The 19,823-nt window shown below is 66.4% G+C and carries 22 protein-coding genes; 8 read left to right on the top strand and 14 right to left on the bottom strand.

All coding sequences use genetic code 11. The annotated features are described in order from the left end of the window. Positions 1 to 91 precede the first annotated feature (91 nt). The 4 genes from NO931_RS02505 to NO931_RS02490 form a co-directional block, all read right to left on the bottom strand. Positions 92 to 1,174 carry an ABC transporter permease gene (locus NO931_RS02505; RefSeq protein WP_256391046.1) on the bottom strand — a complete coding sequence of 361 codons (1,083 nt, stop codon included), beginning with the start codon at positions 1,172 to 1,174 and terminating at the stop codon, positions 92 to 94. Then, positions 1,164 to 3,167 (bottom strand): ABC transporter permease, encoded by a 2,004-nt coding sequence (locus tag NO931_RS02500; protein ID WP_256391045.1) that lies wholly within the window; start codon positions 3,165 to 3,167, stop codon positions 1,164 to 1,166. Before NO931_RS02500 ends, NO931_RS02505 begins: the two co-directional genes overlap by 11 nt. Beyond that, positions 3,164 to 4,048: an ABC transporter ATP-binding protein gene (locus NO931_RS02495; RefSeq protein WP_256391044.1), complete on the bottom strand. Its 885-nt coding sequence runs from the start codon at positions 4,046 to 4,048 to the stop codon at positions 3,164 to 3,166. Before NO931_RS02495 ends, NO931_RS02500 begins: the two co-directional genes overlap by 4 nt. 91 nt (positions 4,049 to 4,139) lie before the next feature. After that, complete coding sequence (locus tag NO931_RS02490; protein WP_256391043.1) at positions 4,140 to 4,571, bottom strand: DoxX family protein; 432 nt, start codon at positions 4,569 to 4,571, stop codon at positions 4,140 to 4,142. Positions 4,572 to 4,707: 136 nt separating this feature from the next. On the opposite strand from NO931_RS02490, the gene NO931_RS02485 reads away from it, so the two are divergent. Beyond that, a complete protein-coding gene (locus tag NO931_RS02485) occupies positions 4,708 to 5,052 on the top strand; it encodes a winged helix-turn-helix transcriptional regulator (RefSeq protein ID WP_256391042.1) in 345 nt (114 codons plus the stop codon). Positions 5,053 to 5,141: 89 nt separating this feature from the next. Here NO931_RS02485 and NO931_RS02480 read toward each other — a convergent pair whose 3' ends face one another. The 3 genes from NO931_RS02480 to NO931_RS02470 form a co-directional block, all read right to left on the bottom strand. Continuing rightward, entirely contained in the window at positions 5,142 to 5,396 is a 255-nt protein-coding gene (locus NO931_RS02480) for a DUF8015 family protein (protein WP_256391041.1), read from the bottom strand. 270 nt (positions 5,397 to 5,666) lie between these two features. Beyond that, entirely contained in the window at positions 5,667 to 6,662 is a 996-nt protein-coding gene (locus NO931_RS02475; protein WP_256391040.1) for a tyrosine--tRNA ligase, read from the bottom strand. Positions 6,663 to 6,719: 57 nt separating this feature from the next. Then, positions 6,720 to 7,004, bottom strand: coding sequence for a hypothetical protein (locus NO931_RS02470; RefSeq protein ID WP_256391039.1), 285 nt, complete (start codon positions 7,002 to 7,004; stop codon positions 6,720 to 6,722). Between the two features lie 95 nt (positions 7,005 to 7,099). Between NO931_RS02470 and NO931_RS02465 the strand changes: the two genes are divergently transcribed. After that, positions 7,100 to 8,020, top strand: a complete 921-nt coding sequence (locus NO931_RS02465) for a biotin--[acetyl-CoA-carboxylase] ligase (RefSeq protein ID WP_256391038.1) — start codon at positions 7,100 to 7,102, stop codon at positions 8,018 to 8,020. Between the two features lie 15 nt (positions 8,021 to 8,035). Here NO931_RS02465 and NO931_RS02460 read toward each other — a convergent pair whose 3' ends face one another. The 5 genes from NO931_RS02460 to NO931_RS02440 all read right to left on the bottom strand — a co-directional run bounded on the left by NO931_RS02460 (position 8,036) and on the right by NO931_RS02440 (position 12,145). Further along, entirely contained in the window at positions 8,036 to 8,518 is a 483-nt protein-coding gene (locus NO931_RS02460; protein WP_256391037.1) for a universal stress protein, read from the bottom strand. 96 nt (positions 8,519 to 8,614) lie between these two features. Beyond that, complete coding sequence (locus tag NO931_RS02455) at positions 8,615 to 9,628, bottom strand: amidohydrolase family protein (protein ID WP_256391036.1); 1,014 nt, start codon at positions 9,626 to 9,628, stop codon at positions 8,615 to 8,617. A gap of 92 nt (positions 9,629 to 9,720) precedes the next feature. Further along, positions 9,721 to 10,956 (bottom strand): HD domain-containing protein, encoded by a 1,236-nt coding sequence (locus NO931_RS02450; protein WP_256391035.1) that lies wholly within the window; start codon positions 10,954 to 10,956, stop codon positions 9,721 to 9,723. Positions 10,957 to 11,099: 143 nt separating this feature from the next. Beyond that, positions 11,100 to 11,834, bottom strand: coding sequence for an archaeal proteasome endopeptidase complex subunit beta (gene psmB / locus NO931_RS02445; RefSeq protein ID WP_256391034.1), 735 nt, complete (start codon positions 11,832 to 11,834; stop codon positions 11,100 to 11,102). A 137-nt stretch (positions 11,835 to 11,971) separates the two neighbouring features. Then, positions 11,972 to 12,145 (bottom strand): hypothetical protein, encoded by a 174-nt coding sequence (locus tag NO931_RS02440; RefSeq protein WP_256391033.1) that lies wholly within the window; start codon positions 12,143 to 12,145, stop codon positions 11,972 to 11,974. 284 nt (positions 12,146 to 12,429) lie between these two features. Here NO931_RS02440 and NO931_RS02435 point away from each other — a divergent pair, with 284 nt between their 5' ends. The 6 genes from NO931_RS02435 to NO931_RS02410 all read left to right on the top strand — a co-directional run bounded on the left by NO931_RS02435 (position 12,430) and on the right by NO931_RS02410 (position 17,092). After that, complete coding sequence (locus tag NO931_RS02435) at positions 12,430 to 12,804, top strand: DUF555 domain-containing protein (RefSeq protein WP_256391032.1); 375 nt, start codon at positions 12,430 to 12,432, stop codon at positions 12,802 to 12,804. 133 nt (positions 12,805 to 12,937) lie between these two features. Beyond that, the gene (locus NO931_RS02430; RefSeq protein ID WP_256391031.1) at positions 12,938 to 13,477 is read left to right on the top strand and encodes a CBS domain-containing protein; all 540 of its coding nucleotides are present in this window, start codon (positions 12,938 to 12,940) and stop codon (positions 13,475 to 13,477) included. 42 nt (positions 13,478 to 13,519) lie between these two features. Further along, positions 13,520 to 14,116, top strand: coding sequence for a DUF502 domain-containing protein (locus NO931_RS02425; protein ID WP_256391030.1), 597 nt, complete (start codon positions 13,520 to 13,522; stop codon positions 14,114 to 14,116). An 888-nt stretch (positions 14,117 to 15,004) separates the two neighbouring features. Further along, complete coding sequence (locus NO931_RS02420; protein WP_256391029.1) at positions 15,005 to 15,517, top strand: DUF5805 domain-containing protein; 513 nt, start codon at positions 15,005 to 15,007, stop codon at positions 15,515 to 15,517. After that, a complete protein-coding gene (locus NO931_RS02415) occupies positions 15,514 to 16,569 on the top strand; it encodes a tyrosine-type recombinase/integrase (protein ID WP_256391028.1) in 1,056 nt (351 codons plus the stop codon). The genes NO931_RS02420 and NO931_RS02415 overlap by 4 nt, the downstream gene beginning before the upstream one ends. Positions 16,570 to 16,927: 358 nt before the next feature. Next, positions 16,928 to 17,092 carry a hydrogenase maturation nickel metallochaperone HypA gene (locus tag NO931_RS02410; RefSeq protein WP_256391027.1) on the top strand — a complete coding sequence of 55 codons (165 nt, stop codon included), beginning with the start codon at positions 16,928 to 16,930 and terminating at the stop codon, positions 17,090 to 17,092. A gap of 19 nt (positions 17,093 to 17,111) precedes the next feature. Here the strand turns inward: NO931_RS02410 and idsA3 are convergent, their stop codons facing one another. Continuing rightward, positions 17,112 to 18,161, bottom strand: a complete 1,050-nt coding sequence (gene idsA3 / locus NO931_RS02405) for a geranylfarnesyl diphosphate synthase (RefSeq protein WP_256391026.1) — start codon at positions 18,159 to 18,161, stop codon at positions 17,112 to 17,114. 1 nt (position 18,162) lies between these two features. Further along, positions 18,163 to 19,515: a ribonuclease J gene (locus NO931_RS02400; protein WP_256391383.1), complete on the bottom strand. Its 1,353-nt coding sequence runs from the start codon at positions 19,513 to 19,515 to the stop codon at positions 18,163 to 18,165. Positions 19,516 to 19,823: the final 308 nt, after the last annotated feature.

Genomic DNA, 19,823 nt, shown 5'->3' with positions numbered 1-19,823 from the left:
GCGGCGTCGTGACGCCGCGTCGCGACCAGTCGAGCGGCATTGTCACGTCGCCGCGGCGTCGGCAGCGTCTCGCGGCCGCGACGCGGCGCCGTCACGCCGAACCGAGCAGCCGATCGACGTCGACGCGCGCGACCGCGAACTGGACGCCGACGAGCGCTGCCAGACCAATACAGAGGTAGCCCGCCACCGCGACCCAGGTCGTCTGGGCCGGGCTGCCGATCGCCAGCTTCGCGATCGTGTTCAGCGGGTGCTCGGGCAGCAGCGTCGTCGCCCCGGCGATCGTGAGGATGCCGAAGGAGTAGAGGAACTGCGCCTGCCGCCGGTCGGCGGTGACCAGTGCGAGCGCGATCCCCATCGAGACGACCGCCAGCGAGAGCGCGCCGGCGATCGCCAGCAGGGCCGGCGCGTTCGCGATCGGCGTCCCGTTCGCGGACAGCAGCACCAGCCACAGCGCGGCCTGCACGGGCGCCAGCCCGGCGGCCGCGAGCAGCTTCCCGTCGACGATCTCCCTGAGTTCGACCGGCGCGACCGCCAGCAGCTCCAGCGTCCCCCGCTCTAACTCCTCGGTGACGGCGTCGACGGCGAGGCTCCCGCTGATGAACACCGGCAGCAGGACCAGCAGCGGGACGAGCACCGTGTACGTGAACCCGTAGTAGGGGTTCTCGGAGGGAACGTCGGGGACGCCGAGGGGCTGTTGATCGAGATACGCGCTCCGCTGATCGCGCTCGTAACTCTCGTACTCCATCAGCGTCTCCTGAAGCGAGACGACGACGAGCGTCGACTCGACGCCCGAGTCGGGCGCGATCGTCTCCACTGTGATCCGCCCGTCCGACCGCTGGTTGGCGATCATCACGGCGTCGACGGCGTGGTTTCGATACCCCTGTCGCGCGGTCTCGCCGCTCTCGTAGATGATCGGCCGGACGCCCTCTTGCTGGTTCGCGATCGCGGCGAGGTCGTGGCGCTGCTCGCCGGAGACGCCGACCCGCACGGTCTGGCCCTCGGCGCCGGAGGGATCGTACAGCGAGACGAGCCCGACGACGAGGAACGACGAGAACGCCGCGACGAACAGCTGGATCACCAGCGCGAGCACGATCGTCTTCTCGCTTTTGAGCGTCGCCAGTTCGCGCTTCGCGATCGTCAGGCGGGCGCCCCATTGCGATCCCTCACGCGACATAGCGGGTCACCCCCAGATTGTACAGCGTGTGGATGGCGATCGCCAGCCCGAGCGTCGCCGCGTAGTGCCAGCGCCCGCGGCGCGCCCCTACCGCCGAGACGATCGCCGTCACGGCGTGGAGCGCCAGCGGGAGGAAGAACATCGCCACGGCGACGGGGGCGGCGTAGCTCGCGGCCGACTCGGGGAACGCGATGCGACCCAGATCGAGCGTCGTGATGCCGACGAAGCTGACGACGTGGGTCGCCTTCTCGGCGACGAAGAATCCGGCGCCGCTCGCGGCGCCGACGATCGCGGCCGAGCGCAGCGTCGGCGTCCAGCGGTTGTGCGCGAACCCGGCGTACACGTGGAGGCTCTTGGCGAGCTCCTCGACGACCGAGATCGAGAGCAACAGCACCGGCGCCGACAGCTGGAGCGGGATCGCGAACAGGATCGCGATCGCGAGCAGTTCGCCGACCAGCACGAACGGGATCGACAGCCCGGTGACCGCGAAGACGCTCCGCGGCGTCCGGGCGTAGTTCGCCAGCGCGTCCAGGGCCTTCAGGTGGACGGCCCGCTGGCTGAACATGTCCTCCTCACGGTAGACGCCGGCGCCGAGCCCGAACAGCAGCGTGCTGGTCAGGTACAGCGGCCCCGTGGAGAACGCGTACTCCGCCAGAGTGGCCGTTTGGCCCTGTATGTCCCAGACGACCAGCGTCAGGGGCGAGATCAGCGCGATCGGCGTCACGTTCGTGAAGATCGCCGGGACGAACGCGTAGGAGCTCAGCCCGACGCTGATCGTCACCGTGACGAAGGTGAGCTCCTTGAACGACCGAGAGAACATCGCGCCGACGAACGCCGCCGCCAGAAACAGCATCGCCAGCGGGACGACCGCGCCGACCGAGAGGATCCCCCCACCGATCGCGAGCGCGATCGCCGTCGAGATGACCGCCAGCCCCGCGAGATAGGGCAGTGTCTTCCCGGCCACGATGGCGGCGCGCCCGACCGGCGCGACCAGCATGAGCTCGCCCCTGCGGTTGATCCGCTCGTTCATGATCGAGCCGCCGTACAGCTGGATGACGAAGTTCATCGGCACGATAAACAGGAAGGCGAGCACGAGCGACTGCATCGGGAACGGCGGGGAGATTTCGGCCGGCGAGTCTCCAGTGCTGGCCCCGCCGAGGATGCCGCCGAGCAGGCCGCCGCCCCCGCCGGAGGCACCACCGCTGGCAGCCGTGCCGGCGGTTCCGCCGCCGTCCGTCCCTCCATCGCCCGACGCCGCGCCGCCATCGGATCCGCCCGTGTCGCCGGAACCGCCGTCGTCGGAACCAGTACCATCTGCACTCCCACCACCATCGTCGCTTCCGGTGCCGTCGTCGCTGCCGCCACCGCCGTCGTCAGTACCGCTGCCGTCGCCCCCGGCACTGTCTGTCCCATCACCGGATCCCCCGTCTCCCGTGCCGTCTCGGGGTGCATCGATGTCGGTGCCGATCGGCGGGCGCTCCTCGTATCGCAAGTCGACGACGATGGGGAAGGCGGCGCTCCGGTTGTCGTCCTCGCGCATCGTCTCGAAGTTGTACGCCTCGACGGCGCTCGCGAACTCCGAGAGCGCGGCCTCGCTCTTGCCGACGGAGCTGTTGTACTGGACCGTTCTCCCTTCGATCAGCAGCTCGATCTCGCTGTGGTTCAGCGCCGCCTCGTCTGGTTCGGCCGGACGGAACGCCGAACTCTCCTCGACGACGGGGTAGTAGGGGTTCTCCTCGTCGACGCCGACGCGGTAGATCCCCTCGTCGAGCGCGGCGCTGCCGCCCAGCGCGACCGGGGCGACGAGGCCGACGAGCAGGACGCCGGCGACGCCGAGCAGGATCGTTCGCCGGTCGAGCGTCCCCGCCGACCGCGTCACTTCCCAGCGGGCGATCCGCGCGGTCTTGGCCGCGAACTCCCGCGCAGCGGCGGCGAGACGCCGAAGCCGAACGCCGACGCCGCGGACGCCCAACTCGCTCGGCCCGAGCGTCACGCCTCGGCCTCCCGGGGCGACTCGCCCGCGATTTCGAGGAAGATCTCTTCGAGACTCGGCTCGTGGGTCTGGATGTCGACGACCGAGCCGCCCTCGGTCTGGGCGCTCTCGCGGGTTCGTTCGACGGCGTCCATCGACTCGACGACCCGACGATACCGGCCGTTCTCCTTCGTGGCGCCATCGACCGGAACATCGGTGTAGACGCGGTACTCCGTGCGCCCGTGGCGATCGCGGATCTCCTCTAAGCTGCCGCGCGCGATGACCTCGCCGCGATTCATCACCAGAATCCGATCGCAGAGGCTCTCGACGTGGAACAGGTTGTGCGCGCTGAACACGACGGTCCGGCCCTCGTCGCTCAACTCGCGCACGAAGTCGATGATGTAGTTGGTCGTCAGCGGGTCGAGGCCGCTGGCGGGCTCGTCGAAGATCAGCACGTCCGGATCGTTCACCAGCGCGCGGGCGATGGCGACCTTTCGCTTCATCCCCTTGGACATGTCGCCGATGGCGCGCTCCCGGTGCTCGAGATCGAGCCTGTCGAGCGCCTCGGCGATCCGCTCGTTCGCGAGCTCCCGAGGCACGTCGTAGAGGTCGGCGAAAAAGCGGAGATACGAGTGGGCGGTCATGTCCTCGTACAGCGGCGATTCCTCGGGGACCCACCCGAGGTTGCGCCGCATTTCAGTTTCGCCGGCGGGGACGCCGGCGACCGTCGCTGCGCCGCTGGTCGGCTCGATCAGTCCGGCGAGCATCTTCAGCGTCGTCGTCTTCCCCGCTCCGTTGGGGCCGACGATGCCGAACACCTCGCCGGCGTCGACCGAGAAACTGCTGTCCTCGACGGCGACGAAGCCGCTGTACTCCTTGCGAAGCGAGTCGACCTCGATCACGATATCGCCACGGTGGGGTGCCGCCGATTTAAATTATCGGTATGGATAGGTGTCGCTCGAGGCGGAAAATAACCGGACAAATGGGGGCGACTTACAGTCCGACGCCGACCGCGTACGCCCAGTCAGCACCCGCGAGCGCGAGGAAGCAGAACGCGGCCCCGAGCATGGCGACGTTCTTCAGAAAGGCGGTCAGCTCGTCTTGCTGCTGGTCCTCCGGGGCCGCCCAGAAGTCGTGCATCACCGGCGTCGTCACGAGCAGAAACACGACGAGCGCGCCGGCCGCGAGCGTCGGAAAGACACCCAGAGCGATCCCGAGCCCGCCGAACAGCAACATGCCGCCGGTGAACGGGACCGCCAGCGACGCCGCCGGGACGCCTTTCATCTCGGCGTAGCCACTCATCGACTCCGCGTTCGTGATATGGTTCCATCCCATGAACGCCAGGACCGCGCCGAAGGAGACTCGTGCGAGGAGAAACGCGACGTCGGCGCCGGCGCTCCCGAGGGCGAGCGGCGCGAGACTCACGCCGCCACCTCCGTCGCCGCTGCACGGTCGGAAAGCGGTACGATCGATCGCGTCGATTGTGGTATCATCACGTTACCTGGTTAGGAACCGAACCCATATATTCTCTCGGCGACAAAGCTGTAATCAGGTATCACCGATGTCATCGGATCTCCAGCGGTCGACCGCCGAGGCGGAGGAAGAAGACGGTCCCTGCGCCGTCATCGAATCGATCGAGCAGATCGGGTCCCAGTGGCGACTCGTCGTGCTCCACGACCTGCAGGACGGCGAGAAGCGTTTCAACGAACTGAAACGGTCGACCGACGCGAGCTCGCGGACGCTCTCGCGCGTACTCGACGACCTCGAAGAGCTCGGGTTCGTCGACCGCCGGATGGAGGAGGACGCGCCGGTCGCGACCTACTACAGCCTCACCGAGAAGGGCGAGTCGCTCTGCCCGGTGTTCGACGAGATCGAGTGCTGGGCCGGCAGCTGGCTCGACGAGTAACGGCGCGCGCTGGCGACTGATCGTTCTCCGCTATCAGCGAACCGCAGCAGCGAAGCCGCCCCTGTCACTGGCGTCGAGAACGGGTCCCGTTACGCGGCCCGAGGCCGACGCGGCGGGTTCCGGAACAGGCCGTCGGCGACCGCGAGGCCGGCGACGATCGCACCCCCAACGAGAGCAGTCTGGAACGGGATCGAGAGTAACTGCCCGAGCAGCGCCGCGACGAACAGCGCGGCCGGAATCACGGCCAGCACGACGTCGTGTCTCGACACCGAAGGCGGCCGGAACGAGCTGCTGTCGGTCACGGGCGATTCCGTTCGGCGTCGATCGGGTGTTCTCTCGACCATGTTCTACACCTCCTCACGAGTTACTAGCTACGTTTCTTCACTAAAATCCTTCGTCGAGTGTTTTCTCGAAGTTGGAGTAGTTGTAGATTCGGCCACGAGAAATGTAACTCATAACTTATGGAGATTATAACGGACTGGTCGCGCTCTCGGAGCAGCGGAGAAGCGCACGAACGAGACCGAGCGGCGTCGTCCGACGTCGAAGCACAGCTACGCGACCGATTCGAAAGAAGAAGCTACGCCGGGGAGCGGCGTCGTGACGCCCGAACGTCGTTACGCTCGGAGTTCTTCGAGACGCTCGCGGCCGGGCGCGATCAGCTCGTCGAGGTACTCGGCGAGCGTGCCCTTGGCGTCGGCCGGGTGGAGCTCGCCGCTTTCGAGAGCGCTCGCCAGCGCCTCGTAGTCGTCGTACGTGACGTTACCGCCGTACTCGTCGGGGCGCTCGACGGTGACCGACTCGAAGCGCGGGAACACGTGGTACCGGAACAGCTCCAGGACGGGGTTCTCGCGCTCGTTGCCGTCCTCGTCGGGCTCGGGATCGCGCGTCGGCGGGCAAAAGGCCGCGTTGACCTTCTCTTCGAGCGCCTCGGCCGAGTCCTCCATCGAGATCGTCTCGCCAGAACTGGAGGACATCTTCCCCTCGCCGGAGGTCAGGTCGGCGATGATGGGGGTGTGGAGCGCCGGGCGCACCTCGTAGTCGAGGTCGGGCAGCTCCTCGCGCGCGAGCATGTGGACCTTGCGCTGGTCGAGGCCGCCGACCGCCAGGTCGACGTCGAGGTACTCGATGTCCAGCGCCTGCATCAGCGGGTAGACGACGTGGGAAACCTTCGCCGTGTCGCCGCCCTGAAGCTCGGCCATCGCGCGCTGGGCGCGGTTGAGCGAGGTCGACAGTTCGAGTTGGTGGAGGTCGAGCGCGAACTCCTCGTCGAGTTGAAACTCCGAGCCGTAGACGAACTCGGTCTGCTCGGCGTCGAGGCCGTACGCGAGGAACTGCTCGCGCATCACTTCGGCCGTCTCCCGGATCTCCTCGAAGCTTCCCTTCCCGTTGAGGTAGGCGTGCACGTCCGCGAGCAGCACGACGACCTCCATGCCCGCCTCCTGGAGATCGATCAGCTTGTTCGCAGTGAGCAGGTGGCCGACGTGGAGCACGCCGGAGGGCTCGTAGCCCACGTACGCGCGCTTGCCGTCGGGGTCGGCCGCGAGGGCCTCTACCTCCTCTTCGGTGACGACCTCCTCGGCGTTGCGCGTGATCAGGTCGTAGTCGTCCATACGGGAACTCTGACAGGGCGGCAATTTAGGGCTTCTCGTCTGGGCCGCTACGGTGGACTACAGACCCCCACCGCCACCGCCGCCTCGGGTGAAGATAGACGCCGGGCTCCGATCGGGATCGATTGGTAGCACGGTTCCGCGAGTCGCCCGGAGCAGGAAGTAGCCGCTGAACCAGGTGCACATCGACAGCCCGAACAGCGACAGCGTCACGAACGCTTTCCCGGCTGAGACGCCGCCGAGAACCGCGGAACCGGCCATCGCGAGTCCGCCGAGCGCGGCGCCGAACGCAACCGCAAGGAACGCGTACCCGACTACCGTCCCGAGGAGCCTGCGCAATGCCATACGTGTCAGTATGGATGAAGGAAATAAAAGGGTACGGGACCGAGACGTCGACAGCGCCCGTCAAAGCAAAGGCCCTGCCGCAGAAATTCTGCGCCATGAACGACACGCGCCGGAGCGTCCTCGACGCGCTGGACGACGGCCCCGTGACCGGCCCCGATCTGGCGGAGCAACTCGGCGTCTCGCGGGCGGCCATCTGGAAGCACGTCGAGGCGCTGCGCGAGGACGGCTTCGAGATCGCGAGCCGCGACGACGGCTACGAGCTGGTGTCGGTCCCCGAGTTCGGCGGCCCTGCCGTCGAGTACGGACTGGAAGCCACCTTCGACGTGGAGTACCGCGAGAGCGTCCCGAGCACGAACGCCGTCGCCCGCGATCTGGCCGACGACGGCGCCAGCGACGTGGTCGTGCTCGCCGACGAGCAGACCGGCGGCAGGGGGCGACTGGATCGCGAGTGGTCCTCGCCGAGCGGCGGCGTCTGGCTGAGCATCGTTCTCCGACCCGATCTGCCGCCCGCCCGCGTTCCAGTCGTGACGCTCGCCGCGGCAGTCGCGATCACCGACGCCGCGCGCGAAGCCGGCGTCGACGCCGAAATCAAGTGGCCCAACGACGTGCTCGTCGGCGAGCGCAAACTCGCAGGCATCCTCACCGAGATGGAGGGCGAGGCCGATCGCGTGTCGTGGGTGATCCCGGGCCTCGGCATCAACGCGAACATCGACGCCGACTCGCTCCCCGAGGGCGCGACGAGCATCCAGTCCGAGGTCGGCCCCGTGGAGCGTCGGCTGTTCGCCCAGCGGCTTCTGGAGCGGTTCGACGAACTCCGGTCGGATCCCGACGCCGTGCTCGACGCCTGGCGGGAGCGATCGGCGACGCTCGGACAGGACGTCCGCGTCGAGACGCCCGACGGCGTCGTCGAAGGAGAAGCGATCGACGTGGAACTGCCGGGAACGTTGCTCGTCGAGACCGACGACGGCGTCGTCCGCGTCCACGCCGGCGACTGCGAGCACCTCCGGCCGGTCTGACTGTCCCGCCTCGTCCTACGGCTGTGGCGTCCGTTCCTCGGCGGCGGCCTCCTCCGCGCTCTCGTCGTCGGTCATGTTCACCGTGAGCACCGGCGGCTCGGCGGTCCGGACGACCCGCTCGGTGACGCTCCCCATCAGAAGGCGATCGATCCCGCCGCGGCCGTGGGTCCCCATCACGATCAGGTCGCAGCCCTCGCTCGCGGCGTGCTCGCAGATCGTCCGGCTCGGCATCCCTTCGACGATGCGCGTCTCGACCTCGACGCCGTGTTTCTCGGCGATCTCCTCGACCCGCTCGACGGCTTCGTGCCCCTCGTCGCGCAGGACCGAACTGATCCCCTCCCAGGACGTCTCCATGGGTAGCCCGCCGAACGTCGCCGCGTTGACGACGTACAGCGCCTGCACCGTCGCCCCGTGTTCCTCGGCGAGTCCGACGGCGTGCTCGACGGCCCGCTCGACGCCCGTGGAGCCGTCGGTGGGGACCAGAATGCGATCGTACATGTGTCCTACGTTAGCACACGCAGTCCGGGATCAAAACTGTTCCGCGGGATCGAACGGAAGCGCTCGGCCCGAGTGTAGCGCGCCGCCGCGGATTTCCTATAGCACTATGCGATTTACATCACCCTCGCCCGCCCGCCGAACGACCGCCCGGACGATATCCTGCGCACCGGCGAGATTGTGCGAGTCGCCGTCGAGCACCTGCAGCTTCGCCTCGCGCCCCTCGGCGACGACGCCGCGATCCAGGCCCGCGATCTCGGCGCCGTTGATCGTCGCCATCCGGAGGACCTCCCGCGCGGGCAGATCGAACAGCTTCGCCGCGAACGCCATCTCGCGGAACATCGACGGGCTGTTGGTCATCACGTTGTCCGTCCCGAGCGCAAGCGTCGTCCGCTCGGCCAACTCCTCGGCCGGCGGCAGGCCGACGTCGGTCACGACGTTCGAGCGCGGACAGAGGACGATCGGCACCTCGCTGTCGGCGATCCGGTCGAGCTGGTGGGGTTCGGGGTGGACCATATGCACTAGGAAATCCGGGTCGAGATCCAGCGCGGGATCGACGTCCGAACTGTCGACCTCGCCGGCGTGGATGCCAAAGAGTTTGCCCGCCTCCCGGGTCGCCCGGCGCTCTCGATCGAAGTCGGCGTCGTTCGCACCGCTCGCGCCGAAGCCGTCGCTCGCTTCCATGGCGTCGGTCGTCTCCCGGCCGAGAATCACCGGCTCGACGTCGAGCCCGTCGGCGGCGTCCTGGAGCTGCTCGACGCCCTCGACGCCGCCCTCGCGGAATTCGATGCAGGTGCCCGTGCCGGTCGCGCGCATGAACCGCAGCGATCGGCGCATCCCCGCGACGAGTTCGTCCCGGTCGGCGGCGTCGAGCAGCCGGTGTTTGAGACCGTCCGGCGGGGCGACCAGTTCTTCGAGCGTCAGCCCGCCGCCCGCCTCCTTGGCGATCGAGTCGCCGAGGTGCGTGTGAGCGTTGACAAAGGCCGGCAGGATCACGTCGTCGCTGTCGGTGCTCGTCTCCTCGACGGCGACGATCTCGCCGTCCTCGATCACGACCCGTCCTTCGACCGGATCGAACGACCGTCCGCGCAGGACGATGCCTTCCAGTTCCATACCGGAGAGAACGCGCTTTTGCACTATTCCGTTTGCCTTTCGCGGACGCACGACCTCGCCAGCGAGTCGGAGACCGCTGAGGAACCGGACCGCTATTCGGCGTCGGCGTCGAACTCGTCGAGCGTCGCGTAGTGGCCCCGCCGGACCTCGGAGACGAGGCCGCCGTCGGTCTCCAACCCGAGCACGGACGCCGCGGCGCCGCCGACGCCGTCGGTGACCGCTTCGGGCGCGTAGACGCCGAAGCGCCACTGGGATCGCTGGGCGGCCCGCAGCGCGTCGACGAGCGGAGATTGCTGGCCGAGACGCCTGATCTCGCCGTTGACGACGACGCGGGAGGTCGACTCGGTCATCGAGGGGCGCGAGGGCACGTCGATCACGACGTGCTCGGGCGCCACGCCCGCCCGGTCGGCCACGTCGGCCTCCAGTTCGCGAACGCGCTCGTGGTCGGCGTCGAGCAGGGCGTCCGGAACGTCGTCGAGTTCGGCCCAGACGGCCCGCTTGAACAGATCCCGCTCGTCGAGCGCGCGCGCGTAGGTCTCCGTCGCCTCGGTCGAGCGCAGGGCGGCGATCAGGTCGTAGTCGTCCATCCGCCGGATCGTCTCGGCCGTACTGATGCCGTCGTCGATCAGCCGCTCGGTCGCCCGGCGGAGCATCGACTTGCCGATCCGGGCGACGGGGTGGCTGTACACCGTCGGGTTCATCAGCGCCCGCGCGACGAGCAGACTCTCGGCCGTCTGGACGTTGCCCTCCGCCAGCACGAGCTCGCCGTCGAGGAAGGTCAGTTCGCGGACCAGCCGCTCGTGGTCGATCGTCCCGTAGGGGACGCCGGTGTGGTGGGCGTCCCGGACGAGGTAGTCCATCCGGTCGACGTCGAGCTCGCCCGAGACGAGCTGGCCGTACTGGCCGTCACCGGCGATCAGCCCGGCGACCGCGGACGGGTCCAGATCGTGGGATCGCAGCACGTCGCCGACCGGATTCGACGCCAGCAGCTCCTCGACGTCGTCGTGGTACTTTCCGGTGCGGCGGTGGATCACCGCTTCGACGTTGTGGCTAAACGGGGAGTGGCCCACGTCGTGTAGCAGGGCGGCGGCCTTGACGCGCTCGGCCTGCTGGCCGTGGACGCCCAGATGCTCCAGGGCCTCGCACGCGAGGTGGTAGACGCCGAGGCTGTGTTCGAAGCGCGTGTGGTTCGCGGAGGGGTAGGCCAGCGACACCGTCCCCAACTGCGCGATCCGGCGGAGCCGCTGGACTGCGGCGGTGTCGAGCAGCGCCGCCGCGACGCCCTCGACCGCGATGTGGTCGTGGACGCTGTCCTTGATCGTGGTCATGGGCGGGCTTCGGCCCGTTCGTACAAAAAGTGTGGCCGGCGGACGCCGAAATCCGGGTGCACGACGCCGAAATCGAGGTCTTGACGACTGCAGCAGTCGCTGCCACGAGTGAGTAGCGAGAGGAGAGAAGATCGGCGACCGCGTTACAGCACGTCGTCGAAGTCCTTGTGACCCTGAATCTGGACGTCCTCGTCGGACACTTCGGCGAGGAAGACGCCGTTGCCGCTGCCGGTGTCGCGCTCGACCGCGCTCTTGACGGCGCGGGCGGCGACTTCCTTGGCCTCCTCGTTCGAGAGGCCCTCCTCGTAGTACTGTTCGAGGGTGCCGTACGCGACCTGCATCCCGCTGCCGGTGACGGTGTAGTCGTCGCGGACGACGCCGCCGGCCGGGTCGATGCTGTAGACGTGGCTGCCCTCATCGTCGACGCCGGCGAGGATCGGGTGGATCGCGAAGAACGGCCCGCCGCGAGCGAAGTTGCCCGCCAGCGAGGACAGTGCCTGCATGCTCATCTGTTCGCCGCGACGCGTCTCGTAGAGGTTCGACTCGACGCGGAGGTACTTGATGAACGACTGGGCGCCGCCGACCGAGCCCACGAGCGTGAGGACGGCGCTGGGGTGGATCTGCTCGACCTTCTGGACGTCCTTACTGGAAACGAAACGCCCGCCGAGGCTGGCGCGCATGTCCGTCGCGACGACGACGCCGTCGTCGGTCGTCAGGCCGACCGTCGTCGTCCCGGTCTTGTTGACGTTGTCCAGTTCGTCCTCCGAGAACTGGGGTTCGGGAAGCGACCCGAGGGAGGGGCCCAGCGGATCGTCGTCGGCACCCGACAGCCGGTCGCGGTTTCGCGAGAACTCGTTGTCGTGCATCGGGGTTCGCATTGCCCGCGTCTACACGTCGCGCGTATATAAATGGCCGGCGTTCCGGACGACGGCATTAGACCCCGGTCAGCGGACCGCAGACTTCTCTACGGTAGCATCGAACGAACGGAGAATCGATCTGGTTCGGGCGTACCCGATTACGGTTTCGCTCCCTCGTACGCGCTCTCGACGCGCTCGACGATCCGGTGGATCGGCGGCGCGCGGCCGGCCGTTCGCTGGGCGGCGAGCGCGAGCGGCATCATGACGATGCCGACTGCGATTGTCAGCTGGTACAGGGCAAACACGGTGGATTGGTACACCCGTTCGATCATCTGGCTTCGATACGGAGCACCTGATGGGCGTATATAAGACTAATCGAACTTAGATTACATAATGGTCGATGTCACGCGATCGACCCCCGCGCAGTCTTGCGATTCAACTGGACTTGCGTTGTGTTCATCTGAACGCGCATTTCTTCGCGACCACGAGTACGTGTGCACTGGATGAACGGAGGCTTCGCCATAACTTATGCAGATACTCCGGATGGCGTGCGCGGCTTGCATCACGACGCGCGCGAACCACAAAGCAAGAGGGGCCCCGGCGTCGAACAGTACCCATGAGCAACTACCTCGTTGCGATGGAAGCGGCATGGTTGGTGCGCGACGTCGGCGAGATCGACGACGCGATCGGCGTCGCGGTCAGCGAAGCCGGCAAGCGCCTGAACGAAGAGAGCATGGACTACGTCGAGGTAGAAGTCGGCGCGACGGGCTGTCCCGCGTGCGGCGAGCCGTTCGACTCGGCCTTCATCGCCGCCGAGACCGCGCTGGTCGGACTCGTCCTGGAGATGAAAGTGTTCAACGCCGACAGTCAGGAGCACGCCCAGCGCATCGCCAAGAGCGAGGTCGGCGGCGCGCTGCGTGACGTCCCGCTGTCTGTCGTCGAGACGATCGAGTACGAGGACGAAGATCAGCTCGAATCGGAGTCCTCGTGAAGTGACGCCGAACGGGAACCCCAAGCGCACGGCGATTCGGTCCTGACGAGCGGAATCGAGCGACGGATTCGGGGCGGCCGTTCCGGAAAGTCCCGACCCAAGCTTTTTAATATAACCTAAGGTAATCACGGGTATGGAACTGCCGACGCCCGCGGACCTGCGGGAGCGCCGGAACGAACTCGGGCTAACCCAGAGCGAACTGGCCGAGCGAGCCGACGTGTCCCAGCCGCTGATCGCCCGTATCGAGGGCGGCGACGTCGATCCGCGGCTCTCGACGCTCCGGCGGATCGTCAACGCGCTGGCGGAAGCCGAGACCGGGATCGTTCGTGCGGAGGACCTCATGCACGAGAACGTGATCCGCGTGGCGCCGGACGACGAGCTCAGCGTCGCCGTCCACCGGATGGAGGAAGAGGCGTACTCCCAGCTCCCCGTCCTGCAGGACGGCATCCCCGTCGGCAGCATCAGCCAGAGCGACCTGGTCCACGCCGACGAGGACGACCGGGCCGAACCCGTCCGGGAGTTCATGAGCGAAAGCTTCCCGACGGTCTCGGAAGACACGACGCTCGACGAGATCACGAGCCTGCTCGAACACTACAAGGCCGTGATGGTGACCGACCGCGGAGAGACGGTCGGGATCATCACCGAAGCCGACATCGCGGGTCGGCTGTCGTGATTCGACGAGAACGCTAATGAGGCCGTGCGAACAGGGTTAGCTATGGACTGGCTGAAGCGGAACCTGGGCAGCGGGCTCGTCGTCCTGCTTCCGATTCTCGTCAGCATCTTTGCCGTTCGCTGGCTCTACACCAGGCTCGCTGCGCTCCCGCTGGTTGACGGCGTCCAACCGCCCGTGGTCGGCGTCGCGCTCAGCATCGCGCTGTTCGTGAGTTGGGTGTTCGGCATCGGCTACCTGATGCGGACCGCGCTGGGGACGGTGCTGGCGATGCGACTGGACGCCCTGATGAACCGCGTCCCGGGGCTCAGAGTCGTGTACAACGCCTCGAAGATGGCCGTCGAGACGGCTGTCGCGGACAGCGACGGGCTGAAACGCCCCGTCAAGATCAAGCCCTGGGGCGACCTCCGGGTGACGGCGTTCGACACGGGCCACGAATCCGACGAGGGCAATCCCGTGGTCTTCATCCCGACGTCGCCCAACGTGACCAGCGGCATCGTCGTCGAGGTCGACGAGGAAGACGTCATCGACGTCGACGAGTCAGCCGAAGACGCGCTCACCCGAGTCCTCAGTGCCGGATTCGGCGACAAGAACGGACAGTCGAACGTTCCAGGAAGCGTCTTCTCGGCAGACGACGAGTAATCAGCCTCAGTTTCTGACGTTGCGCGCGCGTGACGATTGACAGTCTTTGTTAGCTATAGCGACATGCGATTTAGAAGGTGGGTGCGCGCCATCTGGTCGTGGTTAATGCTATCAAACAACGCGCTCCACGAGAGTGACGAACTGGCGAAAACCAACCCGTTCAGCAGACGACTCTGAGCGATCGACCCTGTTCTCCGAGTGAGACTCAGCTCGGTATCCCTGAGCTACCCCCACGGGACTGGCGACATCACCGAGCAGCCATGCCTACGCGACCGCGTTTTATCAGTTCTGAAGCCTGCTCATCGGAGAGCACGTCGTCGTGTGGAAAGAACACGTGGCGAGCCACGCAACCGACGAACGAGCGGTACGTCGGCATTCGGGGAGCCACGGCGGGACCAAAGCGCATCTCGACGTCGAACCCAGGGAGAGCGGCCGACAATCGGTGACTCGGGCACACGGCGGACAGCGCATCGGATCTACGAAGACAGAGCCGAGTAGTTGGCCGCCACCACGGGTTCTCCAGGCCGACGGTTGACCCGCTGCGATCCAGCGGCACTTACCGGCGCTACGGCACTGCTCAGGAGCGTAGGCGTGCCACCAAACTGAGTACGTCTCACGCTCACCACGAAGGCTGACCGTCCGCGTCGAGCGGACGATCGGGTGCGACCGGTGCCGAAACCGGTCCGATTTCGATCACGGGGTGCGCCGTTCGTCGAGAGAGACCATCCACCAACCCAAATTTGTATTTGCAGATGTGTACCTAGAATAGGGTTTTGTAGTGATAGAATGGCAAAATAACCGGAGTATGAGGGAACCATAGAATAAAATAAGATACTTTATCCGGAGTTATGGGAACATTGAAGGCGTAGCGGTTCGTCGGTCGTCGCCGTGACGACTGATCGAGACGCGGACACGTCCCGGACGGCCGTGAAGACGTACGTGCCGGCGTATCAAAAACGTCTGTGGGCCGAGCACGCGGAGGAACTCGGGATGAGCCAGAGCGAGTTCGTCCGGACGATGGTCCAGGCCGGGCGCCGTGGCTTCTCGCCACCGGAGGAGTCGACCGGCGATGCCGCGGCGGCACCGGAGCGCAAGCCCGCCGAGCAGTCAGCAGACGAACACGAAACGGCCGAAATGGAACCCCGTTCTGGGGACGCTACCCCTGGGGTTGAGGGCGGGGAAACGGGGTCCTCCGAAGCGGGGTCGAGCGACGATGGCGGCGACCTGACCGACCGCGTCCTCGAGGTGCTCGATCGGGACGGTGCGCTCTCGTGGGACGAGCTGGTCGAGGCCGTGACCGACGATATCGAACGGCAGCTCGACGAAGCCGTCCAGGAGCTTCAAGACCAAAACGCGATCCGCTACAGCGGCCGTGAAGGAGGGTACACCGTCCAGTCATGAGCGGCGAAGTACGACAGGGTGCCGGCGACGTCGACGATCCGATCGCCTACTTCGTCCAGGACGTGGGGTACCACGGAAAGACGGAACGGACGCAGGAGGCCTACGAGCGCGTTCTACGGGAATTTGAGTCGTTCCTGGCCGACGGAACGACCCGGGCGTCGAGCGGGGTGACGGTCCGCAAAGCGACGCACAGGGACTGCATGGAGTGGATCCACGACAAGCGCGGCGAACTAGCGGGCAGTACGATCGCCACGTACGCCTCCTACCTCCACCGATTCTACGGGTACATGACCCAGGTCGGCGCGTTCGACTCGAACCCGATGACGATCGTCGTCGAGCAGATGGACGAGTCGATCGACACGGACCCGGCGCGACGAGAGATCTCCGTGCCGGAGATGCGATCGTTCGTCGCCGAGGTCGCCCATCCGCTCGATAGAGCGGTGATCGTTACGCTCCTGAAGACGGGCATACGTGCCGGCGAACTGTGTAATCTCGACGTTCGCGACCTCCACCTTCCCGACACGCTGGACGAGGACGAACCGTCGGTCAGACCGTCGGTCTCCGGCCGCCCGAACTCGCTGTACGTATCCGCGGAACCGCGGCAGGGCGCCGACGTCAACGGCGAACGCCGGACCGAGTCGAACAAGCGAAAACGCGACACCGTGATTCCCGTCGACGAGGAGCTGTCGCGGGTCCTGACGCGCTGGCTGGCGACTCGCCCGGACGCCGTCTCGGAGGCCGAACCCCTGTTCGTCGGGACGAGAGACGGCTGGGGAGAGCGCCTCTCGATCGACGCCGTCCACCGGATCGTCACCGATCAGGCTGCCGAACGAGGCTGGTATCGAACCGGCGGCGGCGCCGCGGAAAACGTGACGCCGCACTACTTTCGGCACTTTTTCACGACGCATCTCCGGAGCGAGACGGGCGACCGAGGCATCGTCAAGTACCTCCGCGGCGACGTCGCCGAGGACGTCATCGACACGTACACTCACAACTGGGGCGATAGGGTGCGCGAGACCTACGAGTCGAACGTGTACTCGTTGCTGTCCTGAACCGGGCGTCCTGCTCGACTGAGGAGGGTGTTTCCGCTCGGATGCGACTGCACCGCCTCGCCGAGTTGCTGACCCCGGGAAATCGGCGCTGTTCAGAGTGTTTCTAGCCGCGATCGCCACACATGAATGTGTTTTGACAGTACTCCAGTGACTGCTGCCGAACCCATAAATCACATATAGCTATACGAAATCGGGGCGAGCCAGGTCAGTCGAGAACTGTCGCAAATGAACCGTCTCGTGGGGGTGGCGGGGATGAATCGCGAAGTTCGCTGTTCGGGGATTGCGGTCGTATCGGTGGCGACGAATTGTATGGCAGCTGTTGACAATTGTTAAGGTCGAATCCGTCGGACGTCCATACATGGGGCTGCTCGATCAGCTTCGCGACGCCGTCGGCGGGCGGCGAAGCAGTCGGCGCTTCGAGTGTGCCGACTGCGGCAGGACGTTGGCGTACGCGCCCTCGGTCGAAGATCCGAGCTGTCCGTACTGCGACTCGGCGAAGTTGCGCACTCGCGAGTCGGCGTGACTGGAAAAGTAGAGTGCCGTCAGTAGCCGCGTTCGATCAGGTAGTCGGCCAGCTGTTCGAGCAGATGCCGAGCCTCGTTGTCGGGGAGCACTTCCAGTCGGTCCTTGCCGGACTCGACCAGTTCCGCCGCCGTGTCGCGGGCGTAGTCGATGCTGCCCGCGGCTTCGAGTTCGGCCACGGCCTCGTCGATCTCGGCTTCCGTGACGGCCTCGACGCTCTCGGCGTCGACCAGCGAGTCGACGTCGACGCCCTGTTGGCGGGCGTGGAGCGTGAGCAGCGTCTGCTTGCCTTCCACGAGGTCGCTGCCGCGTTGCTTGCCCAGTTTCTCGCTGGGGACGGTGAGATCGAGGACGTCGTCCTGAATCTGGAACGCACGCCCGACGTCGATGCCGTACCCGTACAGCTGCTCGACGGTCTCCTCGTCGGCGCCCAGCAACAGCGCGGGGACGCAGGCTGACGCACCGTACAAGACGGCGGTCTTCTGTTCGACCATCTCGAGGTAGTCCTCGGTCAGCACGCCCGAACTCGTCTCGAACTCGACGTCAAGCGCCTGCCCTTCGCAGATGTTCGTGCAGGTCGTCGCCAGCACGTCGAGCGCGCGGACCGTGCGGTCGGCTTCCGCACCGGTATCGAGCATGATCTCGAACGCCTTGGAGTACAGCGTGTCGCCCGCGAGGATCGCCGTCTCCAGATCGTACTCGCGATGGACCGCGGGGACGCCGCGTCGGAGGTCGTCGTCGTCCATGATGTCGTCGTGGATCAGCGTGAACGACTGGATGACCTCGACGCTGACCGCCGCCGACATCACGTCGACGTCGCCCCCGGTCAGCGACGGGAACGACCGGTAGTCGGCGGCGAGCGGTTCGACGTCGGCGAGCGCTTCCGCGACCAGTAACAACACCGTGGGGCGGAGTCGCTTTCCGCCCGCGTCCAGCAGGTATCGGGAGGCCTCGTAGAGCCGCTCGGGGTCGGTGATCGGGAGTTCCTCCGGAATCGCGTCGTTGACCCGCTCTCGGCGCTGTCCGACGGCCTCCAGTACCTGTTCCTCGCGCGCCTCGGATTCAGTCATGTCACTCGACCAGCTGGATCATGTTGCCGTTCCGGGTGACGTGCAGGTCCCGGCCGAGCTTGTACCCCTCGCTTTCGGCGAGATCGACGTAGCTGGAGTAGCCCTTCATGTTCTGGTGGGCGGGGATGACGTGCTGGGGCTGGAGCGCGTCGAGCATCTCGTAGTGGCCCTCCTGACGCAGGTGGCCCGAAACGTGGATGTCGTCGTAGATGCGAGCGCCCTGCATGCCCAGAAGCTTCTCGGACTGGTAGCGCTGGCCCTCGTTGGTCGGCTCCGGGATGACGCGGGCACTGAAGAGAACCTTGTCGCCGTCGTCCAGTTCGTACGGCGTGTCGCCGCGACCCATCCGGGTGAGCATCGCGCGGGGCTCGCCCTGGTGGCCGGTGACGATCGGCAGGTAGTTCTCCTTCCCCTCGTTCATGATCCGCTTGAACGTCCGGTCGACGGACTTGCGGTGGCCGAACATCCCCAGATCCTCGGGGAAGTCGACGAAGTTCAGGCGCTCGGCGGTGCCGGAGTACTTCTCCATCGATCGGCCGAGCAGGACGGGCTGGCGCCCGATATCCTTGGCGAACTCGACGAGGCTGGAGACGCGCGCGATGTGGCTCGAGAACGTCGTCGCGACGATGCCGCCGTCGTAGTCCTCGACGCTGTACATCACGTCGCGCAGGTGCTCACGCGCGACGTTCTCGCTGGGCGTGCGGCCCTTCTTGTTGGCGTTGGTGCAGTCCTCGATGTAACAGAGAACGCCTTCGCCCTCGCGACCGATCTCGCGGAACCGCTCCATGTCGATCGGGTCGCCGATGACGGGCGTGTGGTCCATGCGCTTGTCCAGCCCGTAGACGACTGCGCCCTCGGGCGTGTGGAGCACGGGGTTGATCGCGTCGATGATCGAGTGCGTGACGTTGACGAACTCGAGATCGACGTTGCCGGAGTCGCCGATGCTCATCGTCTCGCCGGCTTCCATCTTCACGAGGTCGTTCTCGACGCCGAACTTCTGCTCGCCCTCGATCTGCTGTTTGACCAGCTCGATCGTAAAGGGCGACGCCACGATCGGCGCGTTGTACCGGTGGGCGAGCTTGCTGATGGCGCCGATGTGGTCGAGGTGGCCGTGGGTCGGCACGATCGCCTTCACGTCGCCCTCGAGGTCGCTCATCACCCGATCGTCAGGGATGGCGCCCATGTCGATCAGGTCGAGGCTGTGCATCCGTTCGGTCTCGACGTTGTCGTGGATCAGAACCTTCGAGAGGTTCAGACCCATGTCGAAGATGACGACGTCTTCGCCCGCTCGTACCGCCGTCATCTGCCGTCCGACTTCCTCGTAACCGCCTATCGTTGCTATTTCGACTTCCATAGTTGATCCGAGCATTCAAAGCCACGTTGCGGTGGCGATGCGCTCACGGAAACACCCACGAATAACGGGAACGCTGACCCCGGCGTCTTGCAGCACGTCGGCCGCGCACCCGCCCGCAGCGCGCGTCCGTCGGACGCACGCCACTACCCGCGGGTCGTGTTGTAGGACACTATGCGCTCATGGTTTAAAAAGGCGTGGCATACGGCTCGCACCGTCGGGAGGACGCATCCCGCCGACGATTCCGGCCGATCAGGGCCCGTGGTCGGGCGTCTGCGGCGACGTGCTTAATGTATCGAGGCCCCTTCGAG

The sequence above is a fragment of the Natronoarchaeum rubrum genome, assembly GCF_024494695.1.
This window is presented reverse-complemented; position numbering and strand designations above follow the sequence as displayed.